At 59.6% G+C, this 22245-nt stretch carries 17 protein-coding genes; 7 read left to right on the top strand and 10 right to left on the bottom strand.

Annotated features, from left to right (window positions below; genetic code table 11):
• Window positions 1-33 precede the first annotated feature (33 nt).
• The 4 genes from ACWUI2_RS21950 to coaD form a co-directional block, all read right to left on the bottom strand.
• Complete coding sequence (locus ACWUI2_RS21950; RefSeq protein WP_486984988.1) at window positions 34-984, bottom strand: ArsR/SmtB family transcription factor; 951 nt, start codon at window positions 982-984, stop codon at window positions 34-36.
• Between the two features lie 63 nt (window positions 985-1047).
• Window positions 1048-2895 (bottom strand): GreA/GreB family elongation factor, encoded by a 1848-nt coding sequence (locus ACWUI2_RS21945; protein ID WP_486984987.1) that lies wholly within the window; start codon window positions 2893-2895, stop codon window positions 1048-1050.
• Window positions 2896-3029: 134 nt separating this feature from the next.
• Window positions 3030-4358, bottom strand: coding sequence for an MFS transporter (locus ACWUI2_RS21940; protein ID WP_486984986.1), 1329 nt, complete (start codon window positions 4356-4358; stop codon window positions 3030-3032).
• 54 nt (window positions 4359-4412) lie between these two features.
• Window positions 4413-4904, bottom strand: coding sequence for a pantetheine-phosphate adenylyltransferase (gene coaD, locus ACWUI2_RS21935; RefSeq protein WP_486984985.1), 492 nt, complete (start codon window positions 4902-4904; stop codon window positions 4413-4415).
• A gap of 109 nt (window positions 4905-5013) precedes the next feature.
• On the opposite strand from coaD, the gene pgsA reads away from it, so the two are divergent.
• Window positions 5014-5616, top strand: a complete 603-nt coding sequence (gene pgsA, locus ACWUI2_RS21930; protein ID WP_486984984.1) for a CDP-diacylglycerol--glycerol-3-phosphate 3-phosphatidyltransferase — start codon at window positions 5014-5016, stop codon at window positions 5614-5616.
• Window positions 5613-6128 carry a phosphatidylglycerophosphatase A family protein gene (locus tag ACWUI2_RS21925; RefSeq protein ID WP_486984983.1) on the top strand — a complete coding sequence of 172 codons (516 nt, stop codon included), beginning with the start codon at window positions 5613-5615 and terminating at the stop codon, window positions 6126-6128. Before pgsA ends, ACWUI2_RS21925 begins: the two co-directional genes overlap by 4 nt.
• Before the next feature lie 24 nt (window positions 6129-6152).
• Here ACWUI2_RS21925 and xseA read toward each other — a convergent pair whose 3' ends face one another.
• Window positions 6153-7496 carry an exodeoxyribonuclease VII large subunit gene (gene xseA / locus ACWUI2_RS21920; RefSeq protein ID WP_486984982.1) on the bottom strand — a complete coding sequence of 448 codons (1344 nt, stop codon included), beginning with the start codon at window positions 7494-7496 and terminating at the stop codon, window positions 6153-6155.
• Between the two features lie 226 nt (window positions 7497-7722).
• On the opposite strand from xseA, the gene smc reads away from it, so the two are divergent.
• Window positions 7723-11454, top strand: a complete 3732-nt coding sequence (gene smc, locus ACWUI2_RS21915; RefSeq protein WP_486984981.1) for a chromosome segregation protein SMC — start codon at window positions 7723-7725, stop codon at window positions 11452-11454.
• A gap of 17 nt (window positions 11455-11471) precedes the next feature.
• Window positions 11472-12206, top strand: coding sequence for a 6-phosphogluconolactonase (gene pgl, locus ACWUI2_RS21910; protein ID WP_486984980.1), 735 nt, complete (start codon window positions 11472-11474; stop codon window positions 12204-12206).
• Between the two features lie 572 nt (window positions 12207-12778).
• Here pgl and ACWUI2_RS21905 read toward each other — a convergent pair.
• The 3 genes from ACWUI2_RS21905 to ACWUI2_RS21895 form a co-directional block, all read right to left on the bottom strand.
• Window positions 12779-12919, bottom strand: coding sequence for a hypothetical protein (locus tag ACWUI2_RS21905; RefSeq protein WP_486984979.1), 141 nt, complete (start codon window positions 12917-12919; stop codon window positions 12779-12781).
• 832 nt (window positions 12920-13751) lie between these two features.
• Window positions 13752-14039 carry a hypothetical protein gene (locus ACWUI2_RS21900; RefSeq protein ID WP_486984978.1) on the bottom strand — a complete coding sequence of 96 codons (288 nt, stop codon included), beginning with the start codon at window positions 14037-14039 and terminating at the stop codon, window positions 13752-13754.
• 18 nt (window positions 14040-14057) lie between these two features.
• Window positions 14058-14282: a hypothetical protein gene (locus ACWUI2_RS21895; RefSeq protein WP_486984977.1), complete on the bottom strand. Its 225-nt coding sequence runs from the start codon at window positions 14280-14282 to the stop codon at window positions 14058-14060.
• Window positions 14283-14574: 292 nt separating this feature from the next.
• On the opposite strand from ACWUI2_RS21895, the gene ACWUI2_RS21890 reads away from it, so the two are divergent.
• The gene (locus ACWUI2_RS21890; protein ID WP_486984976.1) at window positions 14575-16344 is read left to right on the top strand and encodes a hypothetical protein; all 1770 of its coding nucleotides are present in this window, start codon (window positions 14575-14577) and stop codon (window positions 16342-16344) included.
• 136 nt (window positions 16345-16480) lie between these two features.
• Here ACWUI2_RS21890 and ACWUI2_RS21885 read toward each other — a convergent pair whose 3' ends face one another.
• The gene (locus tag ACWUI2_RS21885) at window positions 16481-16903 is read right to left on the bottom strand and encodes a response regulator (protein WP_486984975.1); all 423 of its coding nucleotides are present in this window, start codon (window positions 16901-16903) and stop codon (window positions 16481-16483) included.
• A gap of 207 nt (window positions 16904-17110) precedes the next feature.
• Window positions 17111-19744, bottom strand: coding sequence for a carbohydrate-binding protein (locus ACWUI2_RS21880; protein WP_486984974.1), 2634 nt, complete (start codon window positions 19742-19744; stop codon window positions 17111-17113).
• Between the two features lie 403 nt (window positions 19745-20147).
• Between ACWUI2_RS21880 and ACWUI2_RS21875 the strand changes: the two genes are divergently transcribed.
• Together ACWUI2_RS21875 and ACWUI2_RS21870 are read left to right on the top strand one after the other, a co-directional pair.
• Window positions 20148-20651 carry a hypothetical protein gene (locus tag ACWUI2_RS21875; RefSeq protein WP_486984973.1) on the top strand — a complete coding sequence of 168 codons (504 nt, stop codon included), beginning with the start codon at window positions 20148-20150 and terminating at the stop codon, window positions 20649-20651.
• 269 nt (window positions 20652-20920) lie between these two features.
• The gene (locus ACWUI2_RS21870; protein ID WP_486984972.1) at window positions 20921-22168 is read left to right on the top strand and encodes a M48 family metallopeptidase; all 1248 of its coding nucleotides are present in this window, start codon (window positions 20921-20923) and stop codon (window positions 22166-22168) included.
• The last annotated feature ends 77 nt before the right edge of the window (window positions 22169-22245 follow it).

Raw genomic sequence — 22245 nt, 5'->3', positions numbered from 1 at the left:
TTGGAGTAGATGCGGGACTCCGACAAGAAGCGGTCACCCGCCGGTCGCGGGCGGTTTGATGCCGCTGGCGAGGAGGGTTTGGAAGCCGGGTTCCTGTTCTTCGCGAGCGACGACGGTGACTTCGATATGGGCGAAGCCGGCTTTCTTGAAGAGGCCGTAGAGGGTGTTTTCGGTGAAACCGAGCCAGACGTCGGCGTAAAGTTCGCGGGCTTTTTCGAAGTTGTGTTCCTTGAGGTCGAGGACGATCAATTGCCCCCCGGGTTTCAAGATACGGAAGGCTTCAGCGACGGCCCGCGCCGGGTGTTGGGCGTGGTGAAGGGCTTGGCTGAGGAAGGCGAGATCGAACGCGGCGTCGGCGAGAGGGACTTTTTCGATATCCCCGAGTTTGTAGGAAAGATTGGCGAGGCCGTTTTTTTGGGCGAGGGTGGTTCCGACTTCGACCATCTTGGGAGAATTGTCGACGCAAGTGACCGACCGGGCGCGTTTGGCGAGCAGTTGGGCGATCATTCCCTCGCCGGCCCCTAAATCGACGATGTCAATGTGGGGGGTGAGGCGGATGAGAAAGTGTCCGATCGCCTCCCAGGAGCGTCCGGGGCAGTAGTTTTTCCCCAGGCGTCCGGCGATCGAATTGAAATATTCCTCGATGAAACGCCGGCGTTTTTCGAGGACACGGGCAAGGTTTTCCTGGTCTTCGCGGTATTCGGGGAGATCGGCCAGGGAAGCGCAGGCGGCTTGGATCAAGTCGAGGCTTTCCTGTTTCAGGTTGGCGGAGTTCAGGGAGTAATACGTCTTCTTCCCTTCGCGGCGGTCGAGGACCACCTCGCCTTTGCGGAGGAGGGCGAGGTGGGACGAAATCCGGGATTGACCCATCCCGAGGATATCCTGCAGTTCGGCGACCGAGAATTCCTCCTTGATGAGCAATGCGACGATTCGCAGGCGGGTCGGATCCGCCAGCAGTTTCAAGGTATCCCAGGGAGTGATCACTCGAACGGGCCCTCCGGAAGAGTGTTCCGGGAGGGCGTTGAACTCAGGAGTCGGCCGTGGTGGTTATTGGGCGTAGCGGTCGATCGATTCGACCGTCCAGGTCTCCTCGGTGCCGGCCACGCTCGTGGTGATCCGATCGCCCACGCGTTTGCCGATCAGGCTTTTGGCGAGCGGGGTCTCGTAGGAGAGAATATGGTTGTCGGGATCGCTGTCCCAGGCGCCAAGAATGGTGTAGCGGACCGGCTGGTTGGTCGAGGCGACGCGCAATCCGGCGATGGAGCCGATGCCGATCTGGTCGACCGGGGCGTCCTTGAAGTCGCTGATTTGGGCGCGGGCCAGGTCGGCTTCGAGCAATTCCTTCTTGGCGAGGAGCAAGGCCTGCTCCTGTTTGGCCATTTTGTATTCGGAATTCTCCTTCAAATCGCCATGCTCGCGGGCGACTCCGATCGCTTTGCTGATCTCCGGGATCTTTTTGGTGAGCAGGAGTTCGTAATCCTGTTTGCGGCGATCGTAGCTATCCTGGGAAACGATGAGACGTTCCTCCTTGGTTTCGGCTTCGCCGACCAAGAGACTTTGAACGCTGCTGAACTTCTTGATGAAGCGGGCGAGGATCGACTTCTTGGTCAATTCCTCAAACCCTTGATTGAGGATCAAGTTGTTGGCCAGATCCCGGGCGGTTTCGTTGTCGGAGGTTTCCAACAGATCGGCGATCAGGTCGGGATCGTCGCTAAGGATTTCCGCCAGCGGGATTTTCCGGGTTCCGGCGGTTTGCAACGCCTCGTAATCGATGGCGAAGAAAATCGCGTTGAGAAGCCGGGGACCGATCAAGTCCTTGAGGAGCGGACCGAACTTCCGGGAATGCCGGTTTTTGACGATCCAGTGCAGGACGGGCGCCCGCAGGTTTTGCTCGGTGAGCCAGCGGGAAAGGGTGGTGGCCAGATCCTTCTTGCAGTCGTTATCCAGGAGGAAGTTGATGGTTTCGGTGGTGAACTTCCCTTTGCTCTCCTTCAGGAGGTCGAACAGGATGTTTTTCCAGTCGCCCGGATGGGTTTCCTTCACCAACTCGAGAAACCGCTTCTGTTGCCCGACCGGCAAGGAATCGGCGATGGCGTTGAGATCGTGGGTGTCGGCGATCAGGGAGCCAGTGGCCGGTTCGAGCGATTCCGGGTTGTCGACCTGGATCATTTTCGCGAGGTCGTCGCGGATCCAGGCGCCATGGAGGCGTTCGGTGAGGCTGAGCTGATTGCTGTCACGGACAGTGGAGGAGAGGCTCTGGAGAACTTCCAAATACTCTTCCTTCCATTTGTCGTTGTAGGCGCTGTCCTTGACGAGTTCTTCGGCGAGGCCGATGCGTCGTTTGGCGGACTGGGTTTGGCGAAAACGGTCGAGGATTTCCTGTTCCACTTCGACCGGTTCTTCGCGGAGAAAGTAGCACTCGGTCTTCTTGGCGGGGACGTGGACGCGCGGATCCTGGCCCAAGGCTTTCTTGGTGGTGGTCCACCAGCGGCGGAAGCGGGCTTCTCCGAGAAGGCTGCGGAAAAGGTTTTCGAGTTCCTGGCCGGTCGCGGCGTGGTTGGGATAAACGTGCAGGGCTTCGATGACGAGATCGACCGGCTTCTTGGCGGTCATTTCCTCGATGATGGCCGGTTCGGTTTGTTGGCGGGCGAGGAGGTGTTTCTCCGGCAGAACCTCCAGGGTATTGATGCAGAAAGCCGGGTCCATCGAGTGGCCCTTCTTTTCATTGAAATCGATGATCAAGCGGTTTTCAGCCTCCCGGTATTCCTTGATGAGGCCGAAACCCCAGCTCTGGTGGATGCAGTATCTCCCTGGCTGCATCTCCTGCAGCTTCGCGCGAGCGGGAGCCAGCTTGGGATTATTCTCGATTAGTTCGTTGACTGCTTCAACATTCATACAAGTTACAAGTTAGAATGCACCGATGCGTAAGCAACGATAATTCTTAATGAATCATTAATACTGTTGCGATAAAGATTGCAATTTCACCCCCGATTTTCCGGAAAGAATCCGGCTCACCGCGGAACCCTGTTTCAAACGCTCTCCTCCGGTTCCCGGACGGACGGCCGGGGCAGGACCAACCCGATGACCAGAGGAATCAACAAGAGAATCCCACCCACTGTGTAGGAGATGGAGGAGCCATACCACCAAAAAATGAAACTGGCGATGAGCGGTCCGACCGCCCGGGCCAGTGATCCGAAGGAGCGGAAGATGCCGAGAGTCTCCCCTTGTTTGTCGCTGGAAACATACAGGGAAACCAGGGCGGTGAGGCAGGGATTGGTCAATCCGGCGCCGACCGCCATGAAGGTGAGTCCCAGATAAAGCGCTCCGACGGTCGGAGCCCAGGCGAGGGCGAACATCGAGAGGACCATGAGCCCGAGCCCGGCGATCGTCATGTTTTTCTCGCCGACGACCGGAGCCGCTTTGCGCACCAGGATCCCCTGGGTGAGAATCAACATGAGTCCGATGTGGACGAACATCAGTCCGATGTCACGCGGCGCGAAATCGAAGCGTTGGCTGGCGAGGAAGGTGAGGGTGAATTCCATGCCGCTGAAAGCGAGGATGTAGAGGAAATAGACCGCGTTGGTCTGGGCGACCGGCTTGGGTTGGCGGACGTGGAAGATCCGGAGCGGATTCCGTTCGGCGAAGCCGGCTGGGTTCCGCTTTTCCGGCGGGAGGGTCTCGCGGAGCAGGAAAATCACCCCGAACAGGTTCAGTAAAGCCAGGAGAAACGCGAAACCGGCGGGGACGGAGAACGGATTGACTCCGAAGCGCTCCAGTCCCGGAAACCAGTCGAGGAGATTCCAACCGGCCAACAGGCCGCCGATGGCGGGCCCGAGGGTAAAGCCGAGGCCGAAGGCGATCCCGACGAGCGCCATTCCCTTGGCCCGGTTGGCCCGAGAAGTGACGTCGGCGATCGCCGCCGACCCGACCGAGAGGTTGCCGGCCATCGCTCCCCCGAGCAGACGGGCGATGATGAAGAGAAGGAACGATCCGCTGAAAAACCACAGGAGATAACTGAGGGTGGTTCCGCAGACCGTGTAGAGCAGGATGTTCCGGCGTCCGAACCGGTCCGATAAACTTCCCCAGATCGGAGCGAAAAGAAACTGGAGGAAGGAGTAGATCGAACCGAGCACGCCCCCGAAAAGGACGGCGGTAAAATGTCCGCTCCCGGCTCCGGCGGTTTCGAACCGGTTCAGGAACTCGATGAGAGCCCCGAGCAATCCATCGTGCCCCTCCCGCGCCAGGTAATAATCGAGCATCGCCGGAAAAAGCGGGAAGACGATCGAGAAACCGACGAGGTCGATGAAGATGATCAGGAAAATGGTGCCGAGCGAGCCCGAACTGTGCGGCTTGGACATGAAGAGAATTAAGAATTAGGAATGATGAGTGATGAAGGGGGCGAGCGGTCTCGATTATTTGGATCCGGCGGCGCTGTATTTCTGCTGGAGGGCCTGGGCGACGTTGGGGGGAACGAATGGGTGGATGTCGCCGCCGAACTTGCTGACCTGTTTCATCAAACTCGAGCTGGTGAACGTGTAGGACTCGTGCGGCATCAGGAAAATGGTCTCGATTTTGGGTCTGAGGTGCCGGTTCATTTGGGCCATCTGGAATTCGAACTCGAAATCGGAGACGGCCCGCAAACCGCGGATCACGGCGACCGCCTGGCATTCCACGGCGAAATCCATTAACAAACCTTCGAAAATCCGGGCGGTGATCGCCGGAGTGGCGGCGAGATTCTCCTCGATCATCCGGAGGCGATCGTCGGCGGAAAAGAGCGGTTGTTTGTCTTTGTTGAGGGCGACGCCGATGACGACCTGGTCGAAAATGCGGGCCGCGCGCCGGGCGACGTCGAGATGACCGTTGGTCACCGGATCGAAGGTGCCGGGATAAATACAGATTTTCATTGTCAGGTTAGAGAGGATTTCACTGGCTGAATAAAGTGTTGTTAGAGATGAATTCCGAAGAATTTCCGATTTTGCAACCCGGCAATGTGCCGGGATGCCTGGACCAGGTATGAACCTTCCCAATCTTTTGACCCTCTCGCGGGTCCCGTTCTTATTCGTGATCGCGGCGTTGCTGGCGGCCTCGTGGACCGGTTCGGCCACCTTGGCGTTCGTGTTGTTCGTGGTGGCGGCATTGACCGACTGGGCCGACGGCTACATCGCGCGGAAGCGGGGGCTGGTTTCGAATTTCGGCAAGTTGATGGACGCGTTGACCGATAAAATTCTGATCGTCGGCCTCTTTGTTTCGATGACCGTCCTCGGTTTTCTGCCGGTCTGGGCGCTTTATTTGGTGCTCCTGATTTTGTGCCGGGAGTTTTTTATCACCGGACTCCGGTTGGTGGCGGCGGCCAACGGGCTGGTGCTCGCGGCGGAGAAGTCCGGCAAACAAAAAACGGTCAGCCAAATCGTGGCGCTAATTTTTCTCTTGGGAGCGCCGGTCATCGGGGAAGATTTAAACGCATGGACCGGGACGGATTGGAGTCCGGTGGCCGCCTGGGTCCAGTGGATCGGTCTGGCGACCTTCGTGCTGGCGACGTTCCTAACGGTCAGTTCCGGGGTCCGTTACCTGGCTAAATATTGGGAAGTGCTTTTCGCGGGGGATAAACCACAATGAAACACCGGCCTCTCTGGTTGCGGCTTCTGCCGTCGAATGTCGTGGTGAACATCGCGACCCTCGGTCCGATCGGACGGGTTCGCAAGGGCCCCGGGACGGTGGGCTCGGTGGCGGGCCTGGTCTGGTTCACCCTCTTTTTCTTCTATGCCACGGCCCCGGTTTACGTGATCCTCGGCGGATTTTCGATTCTGGTGGCGGTCTTGTTTTGCGGCGAGGCGGAAGTCCGTCTGCAAAAGGTCGATCCGGGGGAAGTGATCCTCGACGAATTCGTAGCGATCCCGTTTTGTTTCCTCGGGATGCAACCATATCTGTGGGAAGGCCGGGCCTGGGCAGTGATTTTGGCCGGGTTCCTGTTGTTCCGGCTGTTCGATATTGTAAAACCGTTCGGAATCGCCCGCCTGCAAAAGGTCGAAGGAGGTTGGGGTGTGGTGCTCGACGACCTCGCGGCGGCGGTGGCGACGGCGGTCTGTCTGCACTTGCTGGCGAATTTCACGCCGATGTTCGGCATGTGACCCTCCCTTCCGGGCGTCGCGAATTTATCCTGGTCGGCTTTGGGTGACCGTGACTTGGACCGCGCCGTCGAAGAACTCGTTCATCAGGGGGGTGCCTTCGGTGAGGTGGGCGGCGCGGGTGACGAGACATCCGTCGGCGTCTTTGACCAGGGCGAAGCCGCGTTGCAGGACCGAGCGGGGGCTGAGGGATTGGAGGTGGCGGTTCATTTGTTCCACCGCCTCACGCTTGTCGCGGAGAGCGGCGGCGGCGGCGCGGGCGAAACGGCTTTCCGCGGCTTCGAGGCGTTGGCGGAGGAGCCTGATTTGGCCCACGGGGGAATGAGCCCGGAGGTTTTCGCGGGCTTCGGCATAGGCGATCCGTTTCCGGGCGACCGCCTCGCGGGCGCGGGCGTGCAACCGGTTGGCGAGGTCGTCGAGGCGGAGATACTCCTGTTCGATCCGGTTGCGGGGGGATAGGAGGCGTAAGTGGTTGGCCAGCGAGTCGAGTTGACGGCGGCGTTCCAACAGGTAGCGGTCGGCCACGGCGTCGAGCGTTTGCCGGGCGAAGGCGAATCGTTCGTCACACTTTAAATAGGCGCTGCTGATCAACTCCGCCGCGGCCGACGGCGTTTCCGCCCGGACGTCGGCGGCGAAATCGGTCAGGGCGAAATCGATCTCATGGCCGACCGCCGAAATGATCGGGACCGGAGAGGCGGCGACTGCCCGGACCAACGGCTCTTCGTTGAAAGCCCACAGATCTTCCAGGCTGCCGCCGCCCCGGCCGATGACCAACAGGTCGAAGATGCCCATCCGCCCGGCCCGTTCGATCATATCGATCATCTCGGCCGCGGCCCCGGCGCCCTGAACTTTGACCGGGAGGACGATTACCCGGCCGCGCCAGTTGCGGCGTTTGAGGATGCGGAGGAAATCCTGCAATGCGGCCCCGGTCGGGGAAGTGATGATGCCGACCGTGGCGGGCAACGCCGGGAGGGGACGTTTGCGTTCGGTTTCGAACAAACCCTCCGCCCGGAGTTTTTGCTTCAACCGCTCGAATTCCTGCTGGAGTCGGCCGGCCCCGTCGTCGGTGAGCATGCGGACCAGCAACTGGTAGGTGCCGCGGGGCTCGTAGACGCTCACGTCCCCGTAGGCGAGGATCTGCAGACCGTCCCGGACCTGGACGGTTTGGCGGGCGGCGTCGCCCCGGAACAGCACGGCGGAAATCTGGCTGTCGGCGTCCTTGAGGGAAAAGTAACAATGGCCGCTCGCCTGGCGCCGGAGATTGGAAATCTCGCCCCGCACCCAGACGCTGCGGATCTCCGACTCCAGGAGGAGACGGATCCGCCGGTTGAGCTGGCTGACCGATTGGGCCTTTTCATTGTTGGACTCCATCGGAACACTATGAAGGGGCCGGGCGGATTTATGAACGATTAAATTGGGATTTTGGATTTTGGATTGCGGATTTTAGATCTGGGTACCGCCGGTCGAGTCAGCAGCAAATCCAAAATCCGCAATCCAAAATCCAAAATCAGCTCCTTCCATTAATGGCTTGTTTTTGGCGGCGGGGGGCGCTTTCGTGGAGGGCTTAAACGGACAGAAAACAGCGATTTTCCCCCGCATGCATTTAAAGGAACTCAAGATCAACGGCTTCAAGAGCTTTGGCGACGCCACCAAGCTCACGTTCGACCGCGGCGTCACGGCGGTGGTCGGTCCCAACGGTTGCGGCAAGAGCAACATCGCCGACGCGATCCGTTGGGTGCTCGGCGAGCAGAGCGCCAAGGCGTTGCGCGGCGGCAAGATGCAGGATGTCATTTTCGAGGGAGCGGAACGGCGCAAACCGCTCCAGGTGTGCGAGGTCACCCTCCTTTTCGCCGAGTGCGAGGACCAACTCGGGCTACAATTCAACGAAATCGAAATCACCCGCCGGGTTTCGCGGGACGGCCAGAGCGATTATTTCATCAACGGCAAGGCCTGCCGACTGAAGGACATCCAGCAGATCTTCATGGACACGGGGGTCGGCCGGACCTCGTATTCGATCATGGCCCAAGGCCAGATCGACCAGATTCTGTCGTCGAATCCGAACGAACGCCGGGCCATTTTCGAAGAGGCGGCCGGGATCACCAAATACAAGAGCCAGCGCAAGGAGGCGTTGAGCAAACTCGGCGCGGTCGAGACCAACCTCAACCGCCTCAACGACGTGGTCGAGGAGGTGAAACGCCAGATCAACTCCCTCCGGCGGCAGGCGAGCAAGGCGCTACGTTACAAGCGGCTCCGTTTTCGACTCCAACATCTCGATCTGGCCAACAGCGGACGGCAATACTCGCTGTTGCGCGTGGCGATTTCGGAAATGGAAGACCGGTTGCGGGCGCTTGGGACGGAGGTCGAGAAATACCGGGGGGATCTCGCCCTTAAGGAAGGGGAGATCGAGCAGAAGAAAGCCGAACGCCAGGCCGCCAACCAGGAATTACAGGAAGTTCAGCAAGCGGTCTTCGACCTGCGGTCGCGGAAGGAACAGGCCGAAAACAAAGGCCGGTTGGCCGAGGCGCGGCGGTCGGATTTGGAGACCCGGATCGGGGAAGCGGAGGACGAGATTCTGTCGATCGAAAGCCAATTGGCGGAAATCGCCAAGCGGGCCGAGGGAAGCGCCCAGATCAAGAAGGAGCAGATGCATCTGGTCGGGAGTTCCGACGAGATTTTCCAGCTCCGGAGTCAGGAGTTGGCCTCGATCCAGAACCAGATGACCGAGGCCGAGCAGGTCCTGGAGCGGGAAAAACATAGTTTAATGCGTTATGAAAACGACGTCGCCCGCTGCCGGAATCAGGTTTCGATGAACGAGGTCAACCTGAAGTCCGACCAGATGCGTCAGGCCAGCCTCGACGGCGAAATCGGCGACGTGAAGGCGGACAGCCAGGCGGTGATCGACTCCCTTGGCGGCGTGGAAAACGCGATCCAGCAGGTAGAGGAGGAAGCGGCCGCCGCCGAAACCGCCGTCTCCACCGCCCAGGAAAACGTCGCCACCTCGCGCGAGAGTTACCAGCAGATCCAGAAGCAGATTCAGGAAGTCGACCGCTCGGTTGCCCAGAGCACCGCCCGGCTCCGGTTGTTGCAGCAATTGGAGGAGAAACTGGAAGGATTCAGCGACGGCGCCAAGGCGTTCCTGACCGGCAAGCTCGACCATGTCCTCGGGGCGACGGAGCGCAAGCCGGTCACCCAGCACGTCAACGTTCCGGAGAAATACACCTTGGCGATCGAAACGCTCCTCGGGGCGGCGGTCGACGCGGTGGCGGTCCGCGATCCGTCGGCGGCGTTGTCGGTGGTGGAGTTGTTGGAACAGCAGAAACTCGGCAAGGCGTGTATCCAGTTTCCGGTGTCGGGGAGGAACGGCGCGAACGGAAAGCTTCCGGCCTCGCTCCAGCCGGCCACCGCCTTGTTGGAGTGCGAGGAGGAGGAAGGGGAGACGCATCCGCTGAAGCATTTGTTGGCGGAGAGTTATTTTACCGAAAGCGCCGGGGAGTTTATGGAGTTCTGGAAGGAGAATCCGGATTTCCAATTTGTCCATGTCGCGACCGCCAAGGGGGAGTTGATCGACCGGCGCGGACTTGTTTTCGGCGGATTCTCCAAGGCGAAGGGAAGCAGCATTCTCAAGCGGAGCGGGGAAATTCAGGAATTGACCGCCGACGTGGCCGACTTGCAGAAGAAGTTGAAGGCGTTGCGCAAGCAGGCCGACGAACAGCAGTCCCGTTTGGTCGAATCCGAAAAAGCGGTGGAGGCGGCGCGCAACGCCTTGATGGGAATCGGCCAGAAACGATCCAGTCTCCGGGCGGAGGCGAAGGGGTTGGAGCGGAGCCGGGACGAAGTCCTCAACCGGATCAAGAAGCTCGAAACCGAGCGGGAATCGATCCAGCAGCGCCAGCAGAAATCCGAGGAGCAACTTTCGAAAATCAACGCCCAGCTCAAGGAGGCGGAAGGATTGCTGGAAGGGCAGCGCCAAAAAATCGCCCAGGCCGACGAACGGTTGCATGAACTCCGGGAAGAGCGGGAGAAGAAGCGGGAAGCGCTTTCGGAAGTCCGTTTCGATCTGGCGGAGAAACGTCAGCGGCTCGAAGTGCTCGACCGGAGCCTGGTCGAAATGGAGCAGCGCAAACGCGAACTGGAGCAAATCCTAGAAAGCCGTCGGGTCGAGATCCGGGTGACCCGGGAACAGATCGCCAATCTGAGCAAGGAAAAGGAGACCCAGGCCGCGGAAGGCCAGCGGGTGGCGGAGGAGCTGGTCCGGATGCAGGCGAAGGTGGAGGAAGTGCGGGTTTCCTTCGCCGCCCTCGACACCGAAATCACCGCGATCGAAAAGGGGGTGGCGGAGTCGCGTCAGAAGACCGAAGGCCAGCAACGGGAGTTGAACGGAATCGAAGTCCGCCTCGCCGAACAACGTTCGAAGATTGGATTCATCCAGGAGGAATCGCGGCGGGATTATCAGGTCGAGCTGAGCGAAATCGATTGGCAGGCGATGCTCTGGCACGCCGACGACGAGCCGGAAGGGGGGCACCCGCTCGACCTCGACGACGAGGAGGAAGGGGAGCCGAAGAAGAAGGCGGAGAAAAAGCCGCCGATTACTCCGGAGGACCGCGAGGAGTTGGAGAAAACCGACTGGGCGGCGATCCAGTCGGAAGTCCAGGCGCTCCGCAACCGGTTGCAATCGATGGGACCGGTCAACTTGGTCGCCATCGAGGAATACACCGAGTTGAAGGATCGGTTCGCCTTTTTGACCGCGCAGCGCGACGACCTGGTGAAGGCGCGGGACGAATTGGTTCGGGCGATCGACGACATCAACAGCCGTTCCCAGAAGCAATTCCAGGAGATCTTCGAGCAGATCCGGAAGAACTTCGTCCACACCTTCAAGACCCTCTTCGGCGGCGGAAGCGCCGACCTGCAATTGCTGGAGGCGGAGGACGTCCTCGATTCCGGGGTCGAGATCGTGGCCCAGCCGCCCGGGACGAAGTTGAAGAGCATTTTCCTCCTTTCCGGGGGGCAGAAAACGATGACGGCGGTCGGACTCCTCTTCGCGATTTACATGGTGAAGCCGAGTCCGTTCTGCGTGCTCGACGAACTCGACGCGCCGCTCGACGAAGCCAACATCGGCCGTTTCACCGCGATGTTGAAGCAATTCGTGGAGAAGTCGCAGTTCATCATCATCACCCACAACAAACGAACCATCAGCGAAGCCTCGACCATCTTCGGGGTGACCATGGAGGAGAAAGGGGTTTCGAAAGTGGTTTCGATGCGGTTCAACCGCGAGAAAGGGGACGCCGAAGCCGTGGCGGAACCGGCGGCGGCCGCCGCCGAGGCAGAGTAAGGAAGGAAAAGCGAATCATGAAAACGACCCAGACCGATTACGGAAAGCTTTGCATCGGAAGCAAAGAAGAGATCTTCGACGAAGCGGTGAATCTAGCCGAACAGCGCCGGAAGGAAACCGGCTTGAGCGAGATGACCTGGGCCCTGACCGGCGGCTCGACTCCGGCGGCTTTTTACCGGTATTGCGTCGAAAACAACAAGTTGTCGCCCGAGCTCTTGAAGGCGGCGCGGTGGTTCACCAGCGACGAGCGCCTGGTTCCCTTGAACAGCGACGAAAGCAACTTCGGCAACGCCGAGCGCCTGCTGCTCGATCCGTTGAAAGTGCCGGACGAGCACCGTTTCCCGTGGCCGGTCGACCATGAGCCGCACGACGCGTCCCATCTGTTCAACGCGATCTGGCAGTCGAACTTTTCGGATTTCCATTGTTTCGACCTCTGCTTCCTGGGAATGGGAGACGATTGTCACACCGCTTCGATTTTTCCCCATAGTCCGTTGATCAAGGACCGTGGCCGCCATTTTTTCACCGATTTGGAAGTCCCGGGGAAAGGATATCGTCTGACGGTGACCCAAACTGGTTTGGAGCGTTGCGGCTTGATCGTGGTGATGGTCCTGGGGAAGAACAAGGCGATGCCGTTAAACATGGTTTTTAACGACCTTTACGACAGCTTCGAGCGCCCGATCCAGCTGTTGAAGAATCATGCTTCCCGGACCGTCTGGCTGGTCGACGAGGAGGCGGGGTCGATGGTTAAGTGAAGTGGAAGCCAACCCTCCGATTTGGGCCGGCAATCCGCATTTACGGTAGTGGGGTTGGCTTCGCCGCCCCACCGTTTGGTGTCAGAAACGCCGGAGCCAATCAATCCTATCGGCGACGCTTGACATCGGATTTTCGGTCAGTCGTCGCCGCTGCTGTCGGGCGGCGGAGCCAACCTGACTACGACGACATGCTCTCCTGTCACTGGGAGGGATGGCATCCTGCCGTCCGCCGTCGGCGCCGGAAGAAGGTCGGCTGGAAGCCAACCCTCCGATTTGGGCCGGCAATCCGCATTTACGGTAGTGGGGTTGGCTTCGCCGCCCCACCGTTTGGTGTCAGAAACGCCGGAGCCAATCAATCCTATCGGCGACGCTTGACATCGGATTTTCGGTCAGTCGTCGCCGCTGCTGTCGGGCGGCGGAGCCAACCCGACTACGACGACATGCTCTCCTGTCACTGGGAGGGATGGCATCCTGCCGTCCGCCGTCGGCGCCGGAAGAAGGTCGGCTGGAAGCCAACCCTCCGATTTGGTTTTACCGTAGTGGGGTTGGCTTTGCCGCCCCACCGTTTGGTGTCAGAAACGCCGGAGCCAATCGGTCCCATCGGTGACGCGTGACATCGGATTTTCGGTCAGCCGTCTTCTGCCGCTGCGGTCGGGCGGCGGAGCCAACCCGACTACGACGACATGCTCTCCTGTCACTGGGAGGGATGGCATCCTGCCGTCCGCCGTCAGCGCCGGAAGAAGGTCGGCTGGAAGCCAACCCTCCGATTTGGTTTTACGTAGTGGGGTTGGCTTCGCCGCCCCACCGTTTGGTGTCAGAAACGCCGGAGCCAATCGGTCCCATCGGTGACGCGTGACATTGAGCTTTCGGCCAGCCGTTATCTGCCGCTGCGGTCGGGCGGCGGAGCCAACCCGACTACGACGACATGCTCTCCTGTCACTGGGAGGGATGGCATCCTGCCGTCCGCCGTCGGCGCCGGAAGAAGGTCGGCTGGAAGCCAACCCTCCGATTTGGTTTTACCGTAGTGGGGTTGGCTTCGCCGCCCCACCGTTTGGTGTCAGAAACGCCGGAGCCAATCAATCCTATCGGCGACGCGGTGACATCGGATTTTCGGTCCGCCGTCTTCTGCCGCTGCTGTCGGGCGGCGGAGCCAACCCGACTACGACGACATGCTCTCCTGTCACTGGGAGGGATTGCATCCTGCCGTCCGCCGTCGGCGCCGGAAGAAGGTCGGCTGGAAGCCAACCCTCCGATTTGGTTTTACCGTAGTGGGGTTGGCTTTGCCGCCCCACCGCTTGGTGTCAGAAACGCCGGAGCCAATCAATCCTATCGGCGACGCGGTGACATTGAGCTTTCGGCCAGCCGTTATCGGCCGCTGGGGTCGGGCGGCGGAGCCAACCCGACTACGGAGAAATGCTTCCCTGTCACTGGGAGGGATGGCATCCTGCCGTCCGCCGTCGGCGCCGGAAGAAGGTCGGCTGGAAGCCAACCCTCCGATTTGGTTTTACCGTAGTGGGGTTGGCTTCGCCGCCCCACCGTTTGGTGTTAGAAACGCGGGAGCCAATCAATCCTATCGGCGACGCGTGACATCGGATTTTCGGTCAGCCGTCTTCTGCCGTTGCGGTCGGGCGGCGGAGCCAACCCGACTACGACGACATGCTCTCCTGTCACTGGGAGGGATGGCATCCTGCCGTCCGCCGTCGGCGCCGGAAGAAGGTCGGCTGGAAGCCAACCCTCCGATTTGGTTTTACCGTAGTGGGGTTGGCTTCGCCGCCCCACCGTTTGGTGTTCGAGACGCGGGAGCCAATCGATCCCATCGGTGACGCGTGACATTGAGCTTTCGGCCAGCCGTTATCGGCCGTTGCGGTCGGGCGGCGGAGCCAACCTGACTACGACGACATGCTCTCCTGTCACTGGGAGGGATGGCATCCTGCCGTCCGCCGTCGGCGCCGGAAGAAGGTCGGCTGGAAGCCAACCCTCCGATTTGGTTTTACCGTAGTGGGGTTGGCTTTGCCGCCCCACCGTTTGGTGTTCGAGACGCGGGAGCCAATCGATCCCATCGGTGACGCGTGACATTGAGCTTTCGGCCAGCCGTTATCGGCCGTTGCGGTCGGGCGGCGGAGCCAACCTGACTACGACGACATGCTCTCCTGTCACTGGGAGGGATGGCATCCTGCCGTCGGCGTCGGTGGCCCGGTAACATCAGTCTTTTCATGAGGCGACGGGGGTGAACTCCCCCGTGGCGTTCAGGCGTTTGCCGGAAGTAAAAGCGGGTTCGACCCCGATTGTCGGGAAGGAGATGCGGGTTACGGTTTCAAGTATCGAATTGAAATCAAACCAACGAACTATCGCATCGACTTATCGAACTATGAATCACCAAACCCGTTTGTCTCCCAAGACAGCTACGCTTTTCACTATCGCACTTGCCGCCGGAGCAACGCCGTTGGCCGCGCAGCAGGAATTCGCCGTCGGCCAGACTGTGACCGCCTACACGCCTCATTTTTTCATGGCGGTCCTTGGCGGCGTGATCCTGGCGATCGGATTCCAGATCCTACTGACTTCGTTGTCGGTGGCTTCGGGAATCTCGTTGGTCGGGAACATCGAGAAGAAATTCGATGGAAGATCCTCCCGGAAGGAGGACGACTCCAGCGGGGACGAGCATGATGAGGAAGGAACCTCGCCGATCGTCAAGATCAGCAATGCGATTGGAATCTGGACGGTGATCACCGCGAGTGTGTCGCTGTTTTTCGCCTCGTTGCTGGCCGTGCGGTTGACCTTGGTCGGCACGGTTTGGATGGGGATCACCCTCGGGTTGATTATCTGGGCCGCTTTTTTCGCGACGATGGCTTACCTTGAGATTCGGTCGGTTTCGACCCTGATCGGCGGCGTTATCAGTGCGGCGTTCAGCGGGATGCGGGCCTCTTTCGCCTCGGCGAAGAATGTGTTCGTCGGTTCGCCGGAAGACAAGATCATGAAATCGGCGACCGATGTGGCGAGCGCGGTGCGGCAGGAATTAACGGAATCGTTCGAAACCAGCGGCCTGGTCGAAAAGCTCGATGAGTATGTGGAGCGCCTGCGACCGCAACCGATCGATTACGAGCAAGTCAAAGCGGACCTGACTGAGATCCTCGGTCACGTGAAGCTGGAGGAGAAGACCGATTTGAAGGAAGGCCATCTCGACCGGCAGACGTTCGTCCGGATTGCCCAGAAGGAGCAGCCCCATTTGAAGAAGCAGGATATCGACAAGTTGGGCGACATGTATGAGGAGATCAGCTCGACGATGCGGAAGGATGCCCCGGGGTCGGAAAAGGTCGGGGAAATGGTGCAGAAATTCTCCGGCGACAAGGAGGAAGCGGCCCGTTACCAGGCGAAAGTGGAGGAATATCTCCGCAAGACCGGTCGGGATGAGATCGATCCGGAGCGGATCAAACAGGACATCGACCAAATGTTCGTCGATCCGAAGTCGGCCCCGGAAATCGTGATGAACCGACTGAACGCCATCGACCGCGACACCTTGGTGGCGGTGTTGGCCCAGCGCGATGGAGTCGGATCGGAGAAAGCCGAAAAGATCGTCGGATATGTGGAGAAAGCGATCCAGTTCGTCCGGGAGAAAGTGACCGGGGCCGAGCGTTCCATGGAGGAAAAAGGAGCTTCCGCCTCCGCGGCGCTGTCGCAAAAAGGCCACCAGTTGGGCGGCATCCCGGGGCGGGTCGAAGACCGGATTCGGGAATACATGGCCTCGATCGGGCGGCCGGAGTTCAATTACGACCGGATCCGTCTCGACGTTGAGCGGATGTTCCACGATCCGAAAGCCACGCCGAAAATCCTGCGGGCGCGGATGAAGCTTTATAACCGGGAGTCGCTGATCGCGTTATTGAGTTCGAAGGAAAACGTCTCGGAGGCAGACGCGGAGCGGATGGTGAGCAAAGTTGAGGAAGCGAAGGAAAACGTCATCCGCCGGGCGGAAGAATTGGAAAACGAAGTTCGCCGCCGGTTGCGGGAAGCCAAGGAGATGGCGTTGCATGAGGCGGAAAACGTCCGGAAAGCGTCGGCGGCAGCCGCTTGGTGGATGGTCGGGACCGCTGTGGTTTCCGGCGCTTTTTCCGCCTTCGGCGCGGCGCTGGCGATCACCCTGTGAGCCGGCGTTCACTCCGATAAAAGCTTTGGGTGGAGGAGACGCCCTGTCCGGTGGCGCAACGCCGTCGGGCAGGGCGTTTTTCGTGGTTTTCCCACAGACCACAGACAGGAATGTCTGTGTCACGAGGAAGGCGGGCTCAGCCGTGATCGCCGGCGGCGGCGAGTTTGTCGCGGATCGGTTCGCTGAGGTAGGTCTCGCCTTTGAGAATGCTCCCGATCGCCTTGAGCAATTCCTCGGGGTCTCCCTTGAGGACGTAACCCTGGGCGCCGTTCGCCAGAGCCCGGCGAATGTAGGTGATCTCCTGGTGGCCTGAAAGCATCAGGCAGGCGAGGGAAGGGTAACGGCTCTTCAGTTCGCGGACCAGTTCGATGCCGCTCATCGCGGGCAACGAAACGTCGATCAACGCCAACGCAGGCTCGTTCTCTTCACATACCCGGAGAGCTTCGGCTCCGCTCCCCACCGCGGCCTGAAGATCGACCCCAGCCATTTCACGAATGAATTGGCTGAGAGTTTCCCGCATCAGCGGATGATCTTCGACTAAGAGTGTTGGACAACGCATAAATGGATTTCCGTACAAACGCGGGCCCGATTCTTTGGTGAAACTTAGCAGGATGCCGCCTCATCGGGGGAAGCGACGTAGATAACTTACCAAGCGCTTTGCGGGGCGCAAGTCTTTGCTTCACGAAATGGCCGGGACGGCGGAAAAAAAGCCCGGGAGATCCGAGGAGGGTGGTCGGAAGGCGGTCCCTTTTGCTTGGTTTTCCGTTTAAGGCAAACGCCGGACACGGAGGCGGAGAAAACGATTGCTGCTGCCGTCGAGCGGCGCGCTGTCGCGGACGGTGACAACGTAGGTCGTGCCGTTGTCTTCCGTCGAAATGGTGAGATTGGCCGGATCGGGAATGGTCCATTTTTGCAAATCGGACGACGTTTCCACGATGAAAACCAAATCGGAGGCATCAGCCCGGCGGGTGTAGGTCATCGTTAAATACTCGTTGCCATTGACGATGGTCCGACCGGCTTGGGGGAGGTTTTTCCGACTGGTTTCCCTTGGGCTCCGTTTCAGCGCGTAGTTTAACAGATTCGGGATTCCGCTGCCGAACGGATCGGCGAACGGACCGCTGATCAACGGGTCCGCCAGTTCCGCGAGGGTGAAATGTAGGCCCTTCCAGTCAGAGAAGGTGGCGGGCGGGGGGACGAAGGCGAAATCGATGTAGGCGATGTTGAACTCGCCGCCGTCCATGCAGAGACGGAGGGTTTGGCGACCGGCTTCGAGACGGACGTTCTTGACTGACACGGTGATCCAGTTCTGCCATCCGCCGGTGTGGGGGGCTTCGAGGCTTTCCGTAATCGGAGTTCCGTCGAGGCAGAGATGGAAGCGGGCGCCGTGGGCGAAGCTGGCGATCCGCAAGTCGATGTCGTAGGTGCCGGACTCGGCGACATCGACGGTGTAGTGGATCCATTCGTCGGCGGCGGTCCAACCGATGTTGTAGGGAACTCCGCTGCCGACCGAATCCTCGATGTCGACATGCTCGTTCGGACGGAATCGTCCGCCGTTGTTAAGGGGAGTCGAGTCCTGGTAGGCGACGCCGGGACCGCCGTGGTCGTATTCGACCGCGAGAATCCGTCCGGGAATCTGGGTTGGAACGCCCGAGAACGGAGTCGATTCCGCCGGGGGAGGCGGGGGTGGTTCGGCGAGTTGGCGGATGTCGTGAAAGGCGGGTTGGAGACCGGCCTTGGCGATGATCGCGTCGGCGTTGGAGATATGGGAACCGTTGTTGTAGACGTTGTTGGCCCCGGGCTGCACTTGGTTTTGCTTGAACAAATTCACCCCGGAGAGGTTGCGGACCACGTTGTTGCGCAGGGTGATGCCCTCGCTCCGTTCGTCGAGATAGAGGGCGGTGATCTCGTAAGTCCCGGCCGTCGGGCTGCGGGTCATGTCATGGATGTAATTTTCCTCGATCAAGGTTCCGGGTTGTTTGGAAAGCGTGTAAATCCCGGCGCCATCGTCGAGGGTGTGCATGACGTTTTGGATACGATTGTAACGGACGACGTTGTTGCGCAAGGCGGTGTCGTCGGAAGTCCATCCCCAGCCGATGCTCAGGGCGGAGTAGGGGGCGTCGACCACTTCGTTGTGTTCGACGATCAGGTTGTCGGTGTAGGTCCCGAGGATCGCGACGGCGCCCCGATAATCCTGGGCGACGCGGGTGAGGTAATTGTTCCGGATGGTGTCGTTGAACGATTTGTTGTGGTGGGGCGGATTGCGTTGCGACAAGGAGCTGTAGACGGAAATACCGCCCCCGGCGACGTCGGCGATGACGTTGCCGATGATCCGGGTGCGATGGGTTCCGAAGGCGAGCTCGATGCCGCTCGCGCCGACGTTGCGGATCACGTTTCGTTCCAGCCGGATGTCCTCGGTCGATTGCAAGTGGATCGCCGCCGGAATCCAGCCGATGCCGGTCGGAGCCCGGTAATAGTTGCCTTGAATGCCGATGAAACCATGGTCGTCGGGAGCGGTCCAATTGGCGTGTTCGAAGATGAGCCCGACGAAGTGGAGGTTGGCGGCGTGTTTGATTTCGAGAAGCCGTTCGAGGGCGGGGGCGATGATCTGGGATTGATGGATGTTTTCGCCCGGACGGGGCAGGTAATAGACCTGTTGGGCGTGGCGGTCGAGATACCATTCGCCAGGTTGGTCGAGGAAATCGAGGGAGTTTTCGAAGTAAAAGACCTGGTTCGGCTCCCGGTTCGGCCATTGTACCTGCCATTCGATGGTCCCTTCGGGATTCTGCGGAACGATCGTGGCGGTGTTGCCGCTTTTGGTGAAGGAGGCGATTCGGAAGCGGCTCTCGTTCCAATGTTTTTCCACCACCATTTCGACGTGGGTCAGGTTGGACCAGGAATGGATCAAATCGGCGGGGATGGTGATGACCCCGTTGCCCCATTGGGTGAGCCGGTGATAACCTTGCGCGGGAGTCCGGGCACGGGTGCCGCGACGGTCGTTGATGAAAAGTTGGCGGAAGGCCGGGACCGGTGCCGGAGCCCGGTAAATGCCGTCGCGGTAGTGGGTCCAGGAGGTGACCGAACGTCCACCGCTGAGGACTGCGACCTCGCCGGGATAGGACCGGTAGATGACCCGATGCCCGTTTCGCCCCGAGTCGTTTTGGTCGAACCGCAACGTGTCGCTCAGTTCGTGGCGGCCGCCCCGGAGGAAGACGACGATGTCGGAGCTCTGGTTGGCGTTGATCGCGCGCACGGCGGACTGAGCCCGCTCGACCGTCCGAAACGGGGCGTGCTGGCTGCCATTGTTGGCGTCGTTCCCGGACGGGGAGACGTAAAACGGATTCGCGTGGAGCCCGGCGGCGGCAATGAAGAGAAGGATGGTCCCCAGGCCAGGTGCGACCATCGCGCGAAAAATGATTCGATTCGGTTTCAAAACGGAAAAGACGTGTTAACTTCTCGAAGGGACCCTTACGAAATCCGTACGGTTTTCCCCTAGCGGTGGGAAGACACGGGCTTTTTAGAAAAGTCGCGTGAGAGCAGTCGATTTTTTCGCCCTTCCCGCCGGGATTTGGCGCTTCCGTTTGGGCATCAGATCGTTGCACCAGGCAGTTTTTTTAGCGGGACGGGCCTCGACAACGATATCTCATCTGGGCGATTGTTGTAGGCGGTTTCCCGCTGTCGAATCGAATAGGCTTCTGTTTGGTTAAACTGCTTTGGCGTTTGATGGCTTTACATCACGCGAACGAATGGCAACATGTCGTTTTCTCCGATGTCTCACCCGGAAGAACGGGACCTCGAATCCATCCATGAGCTTTTCAGACGAACCAAACGTAATCAGCGAGCAAAACCGGTCGAAGAAGGGCTATTTTATCGCCGGCGGGGTGCTCCTCTTTCTCGGTCTCTTGGCTTCCGTCGTGCTTTATCCACGCATCCTTGACTACCAGCGGCGGAATACTCCGGTCGGTCCGCACGACGGAAACGTTTATTTCCTCAATCTCGACGGAGAGCGCTTTTCGATGGAACTTGCTCGATTCGAAGGCTTTGATTTTCATTTGCACGTCTTTTTGCGCCCGGTTCGGGAACGAGCGGAGTGGAATCCTGAGGAGCACCAGGTGCGGGTCGCCTACAACGACGAATGGGAAACATTATCGTGGGATGCGAAAACGGAGTCCTTCGGCCCGACCACCTGGCGTTTCCATCCGATGGGGGAGTTTCGCTTCGACATCCGAGTTGAGCGCGGCGATCATACCCTTTGGAGCGGTCGCCGCTGGTCGTTTGGAGCCGACAGCCACGCCGGCCACGGACATTGATTTCGCTATCCTTCTATGATGAAACTTCACTGTTCAAGCGGGTTGCAGGGTGATCCGGTTTTCGCGCGGAGCGCTTTGGAGTGCGGTGCGTCCCCGCACCGCTTTCGAACGGTCCGCGACAACCGCACGTCCGGCAACCATTCGACGGCCGGAGTCCTTCCGCGTGCTCGAAAGCTCCGCGAGGACGCGGAGCACTCCAAAGAGGCTTCGCCTCGAAAACCAGTTTCATTCCACGTTGATTCCCGGGCACAGCCCGGATCCTGGCTTTCATGAATTTGATTCTCTTGCTATTTCTAATTCTGCTGTTGGTGAAAACCGCGGCGGAGATGGTCCTCGATCTGTTGAACCGGCGTCAAGTGATGCGCCATGCCGGGGCTATTCCTCCCGGCCTCGAAAATGTGATGGACGAGCCGACCTATCAAAAGGCCGTCGATTACACCTTGGCCAAAAACAAGTTCAGCCTGGTCGACCATGTATACGGAGCGGCCGTGTTGGTGGCGGTGATCTTTTCCGGTTTTTTGCCGTGGCTTTACGAACTGTTTCAAAGCGCTTTGGGCCGCGCCGTTTGGGTTGATTCCCTCTATATCATCGCGGCGCTTCTGTTGATTTCGATACCGGGAATCCCGCTCGAATGGTGGGCGCAATTCCGCCTGGAAGAACGTTTTGGCTTCAACAAGAGTACGCTCAAACTTTGGATCACGGATAAAATCAAAGGCCTGGTGGTCGGACTGATCATCGGTTTTCCTCTCATTTATGTCTTGTTGGCCCTGGTCGGTTGGATCGGCGGCTGGTGGTGGATCTGGGGATTCGTCTTCTTCTTCGCGTTCCAACTGGTGATGATGGTTTTGTATCCGATGGTGATCATGCCTCTTTTCAACAAGTTCACCCCGTTGCCGGAAGGCGAGTTGCGGGAGCGGTTGATGAGTTTGGCGGACCGGACCGGATTTCAGGCGAAAACCATCCAGATCATGGATGGCAGTCGACGTTCGGGCCACTCCAATGCCTTTTTCACCGGCTTCGGCCGGTTCCGCCGGATCGTTTTGTTCGATACGCTGGTGGAGCAATTGCCCCAGCCTGAATTGGAGGCGGTTCTGGCCCATGAAATCGGCCATTACAAGAAGGGGCACATTCCCCGGATGTTGGCGATGTCGGCGGTGATGGTTTTCATTGCCTTCGGATTGATCGCCTGGCTGGCGGAAAGCCCCTGGTTTTACGAGAGCTTCGGCTTCGGACCGGAACCGACGACGATCGCCCCCGCCTTTTTGCTCTTCACCTTGGTGAGCGGTCTGGTCACGTTCTGGCTGAGTCCGGTATTCAACCTTTTGTCGCGGAAACACGAATACGAGGCCGACGCCTTCGCCCGCGACGCAATGGGGAAATCCGCCCCGATGATCGGGGCGCTGAGGAAGCTCTCGGAGAAGAATCTGAGCAATCTGACCCCGCACCCCCTTTATAGCGGCTTCTATTATTCCCATCCGACGATGCTGGAACGTCAGGCGGCGCTGCAAAAGGAATAGCCCCCCGGCAGAGGTAGGATCGAGACCGAGCCGCCCATATTTTAAGGGATTAACCCTATTGGCGGCCTAGTGGAAAC

The sequence above is a fragment of the Verruconatronum alginivorum genome (genome assembly GCF_056590205.1).
The sequence above is the reverse complement of the archived record's forward strand: the minus strand, read 5'-3'. Positions and strand labels throughout refer to the sequence as shown.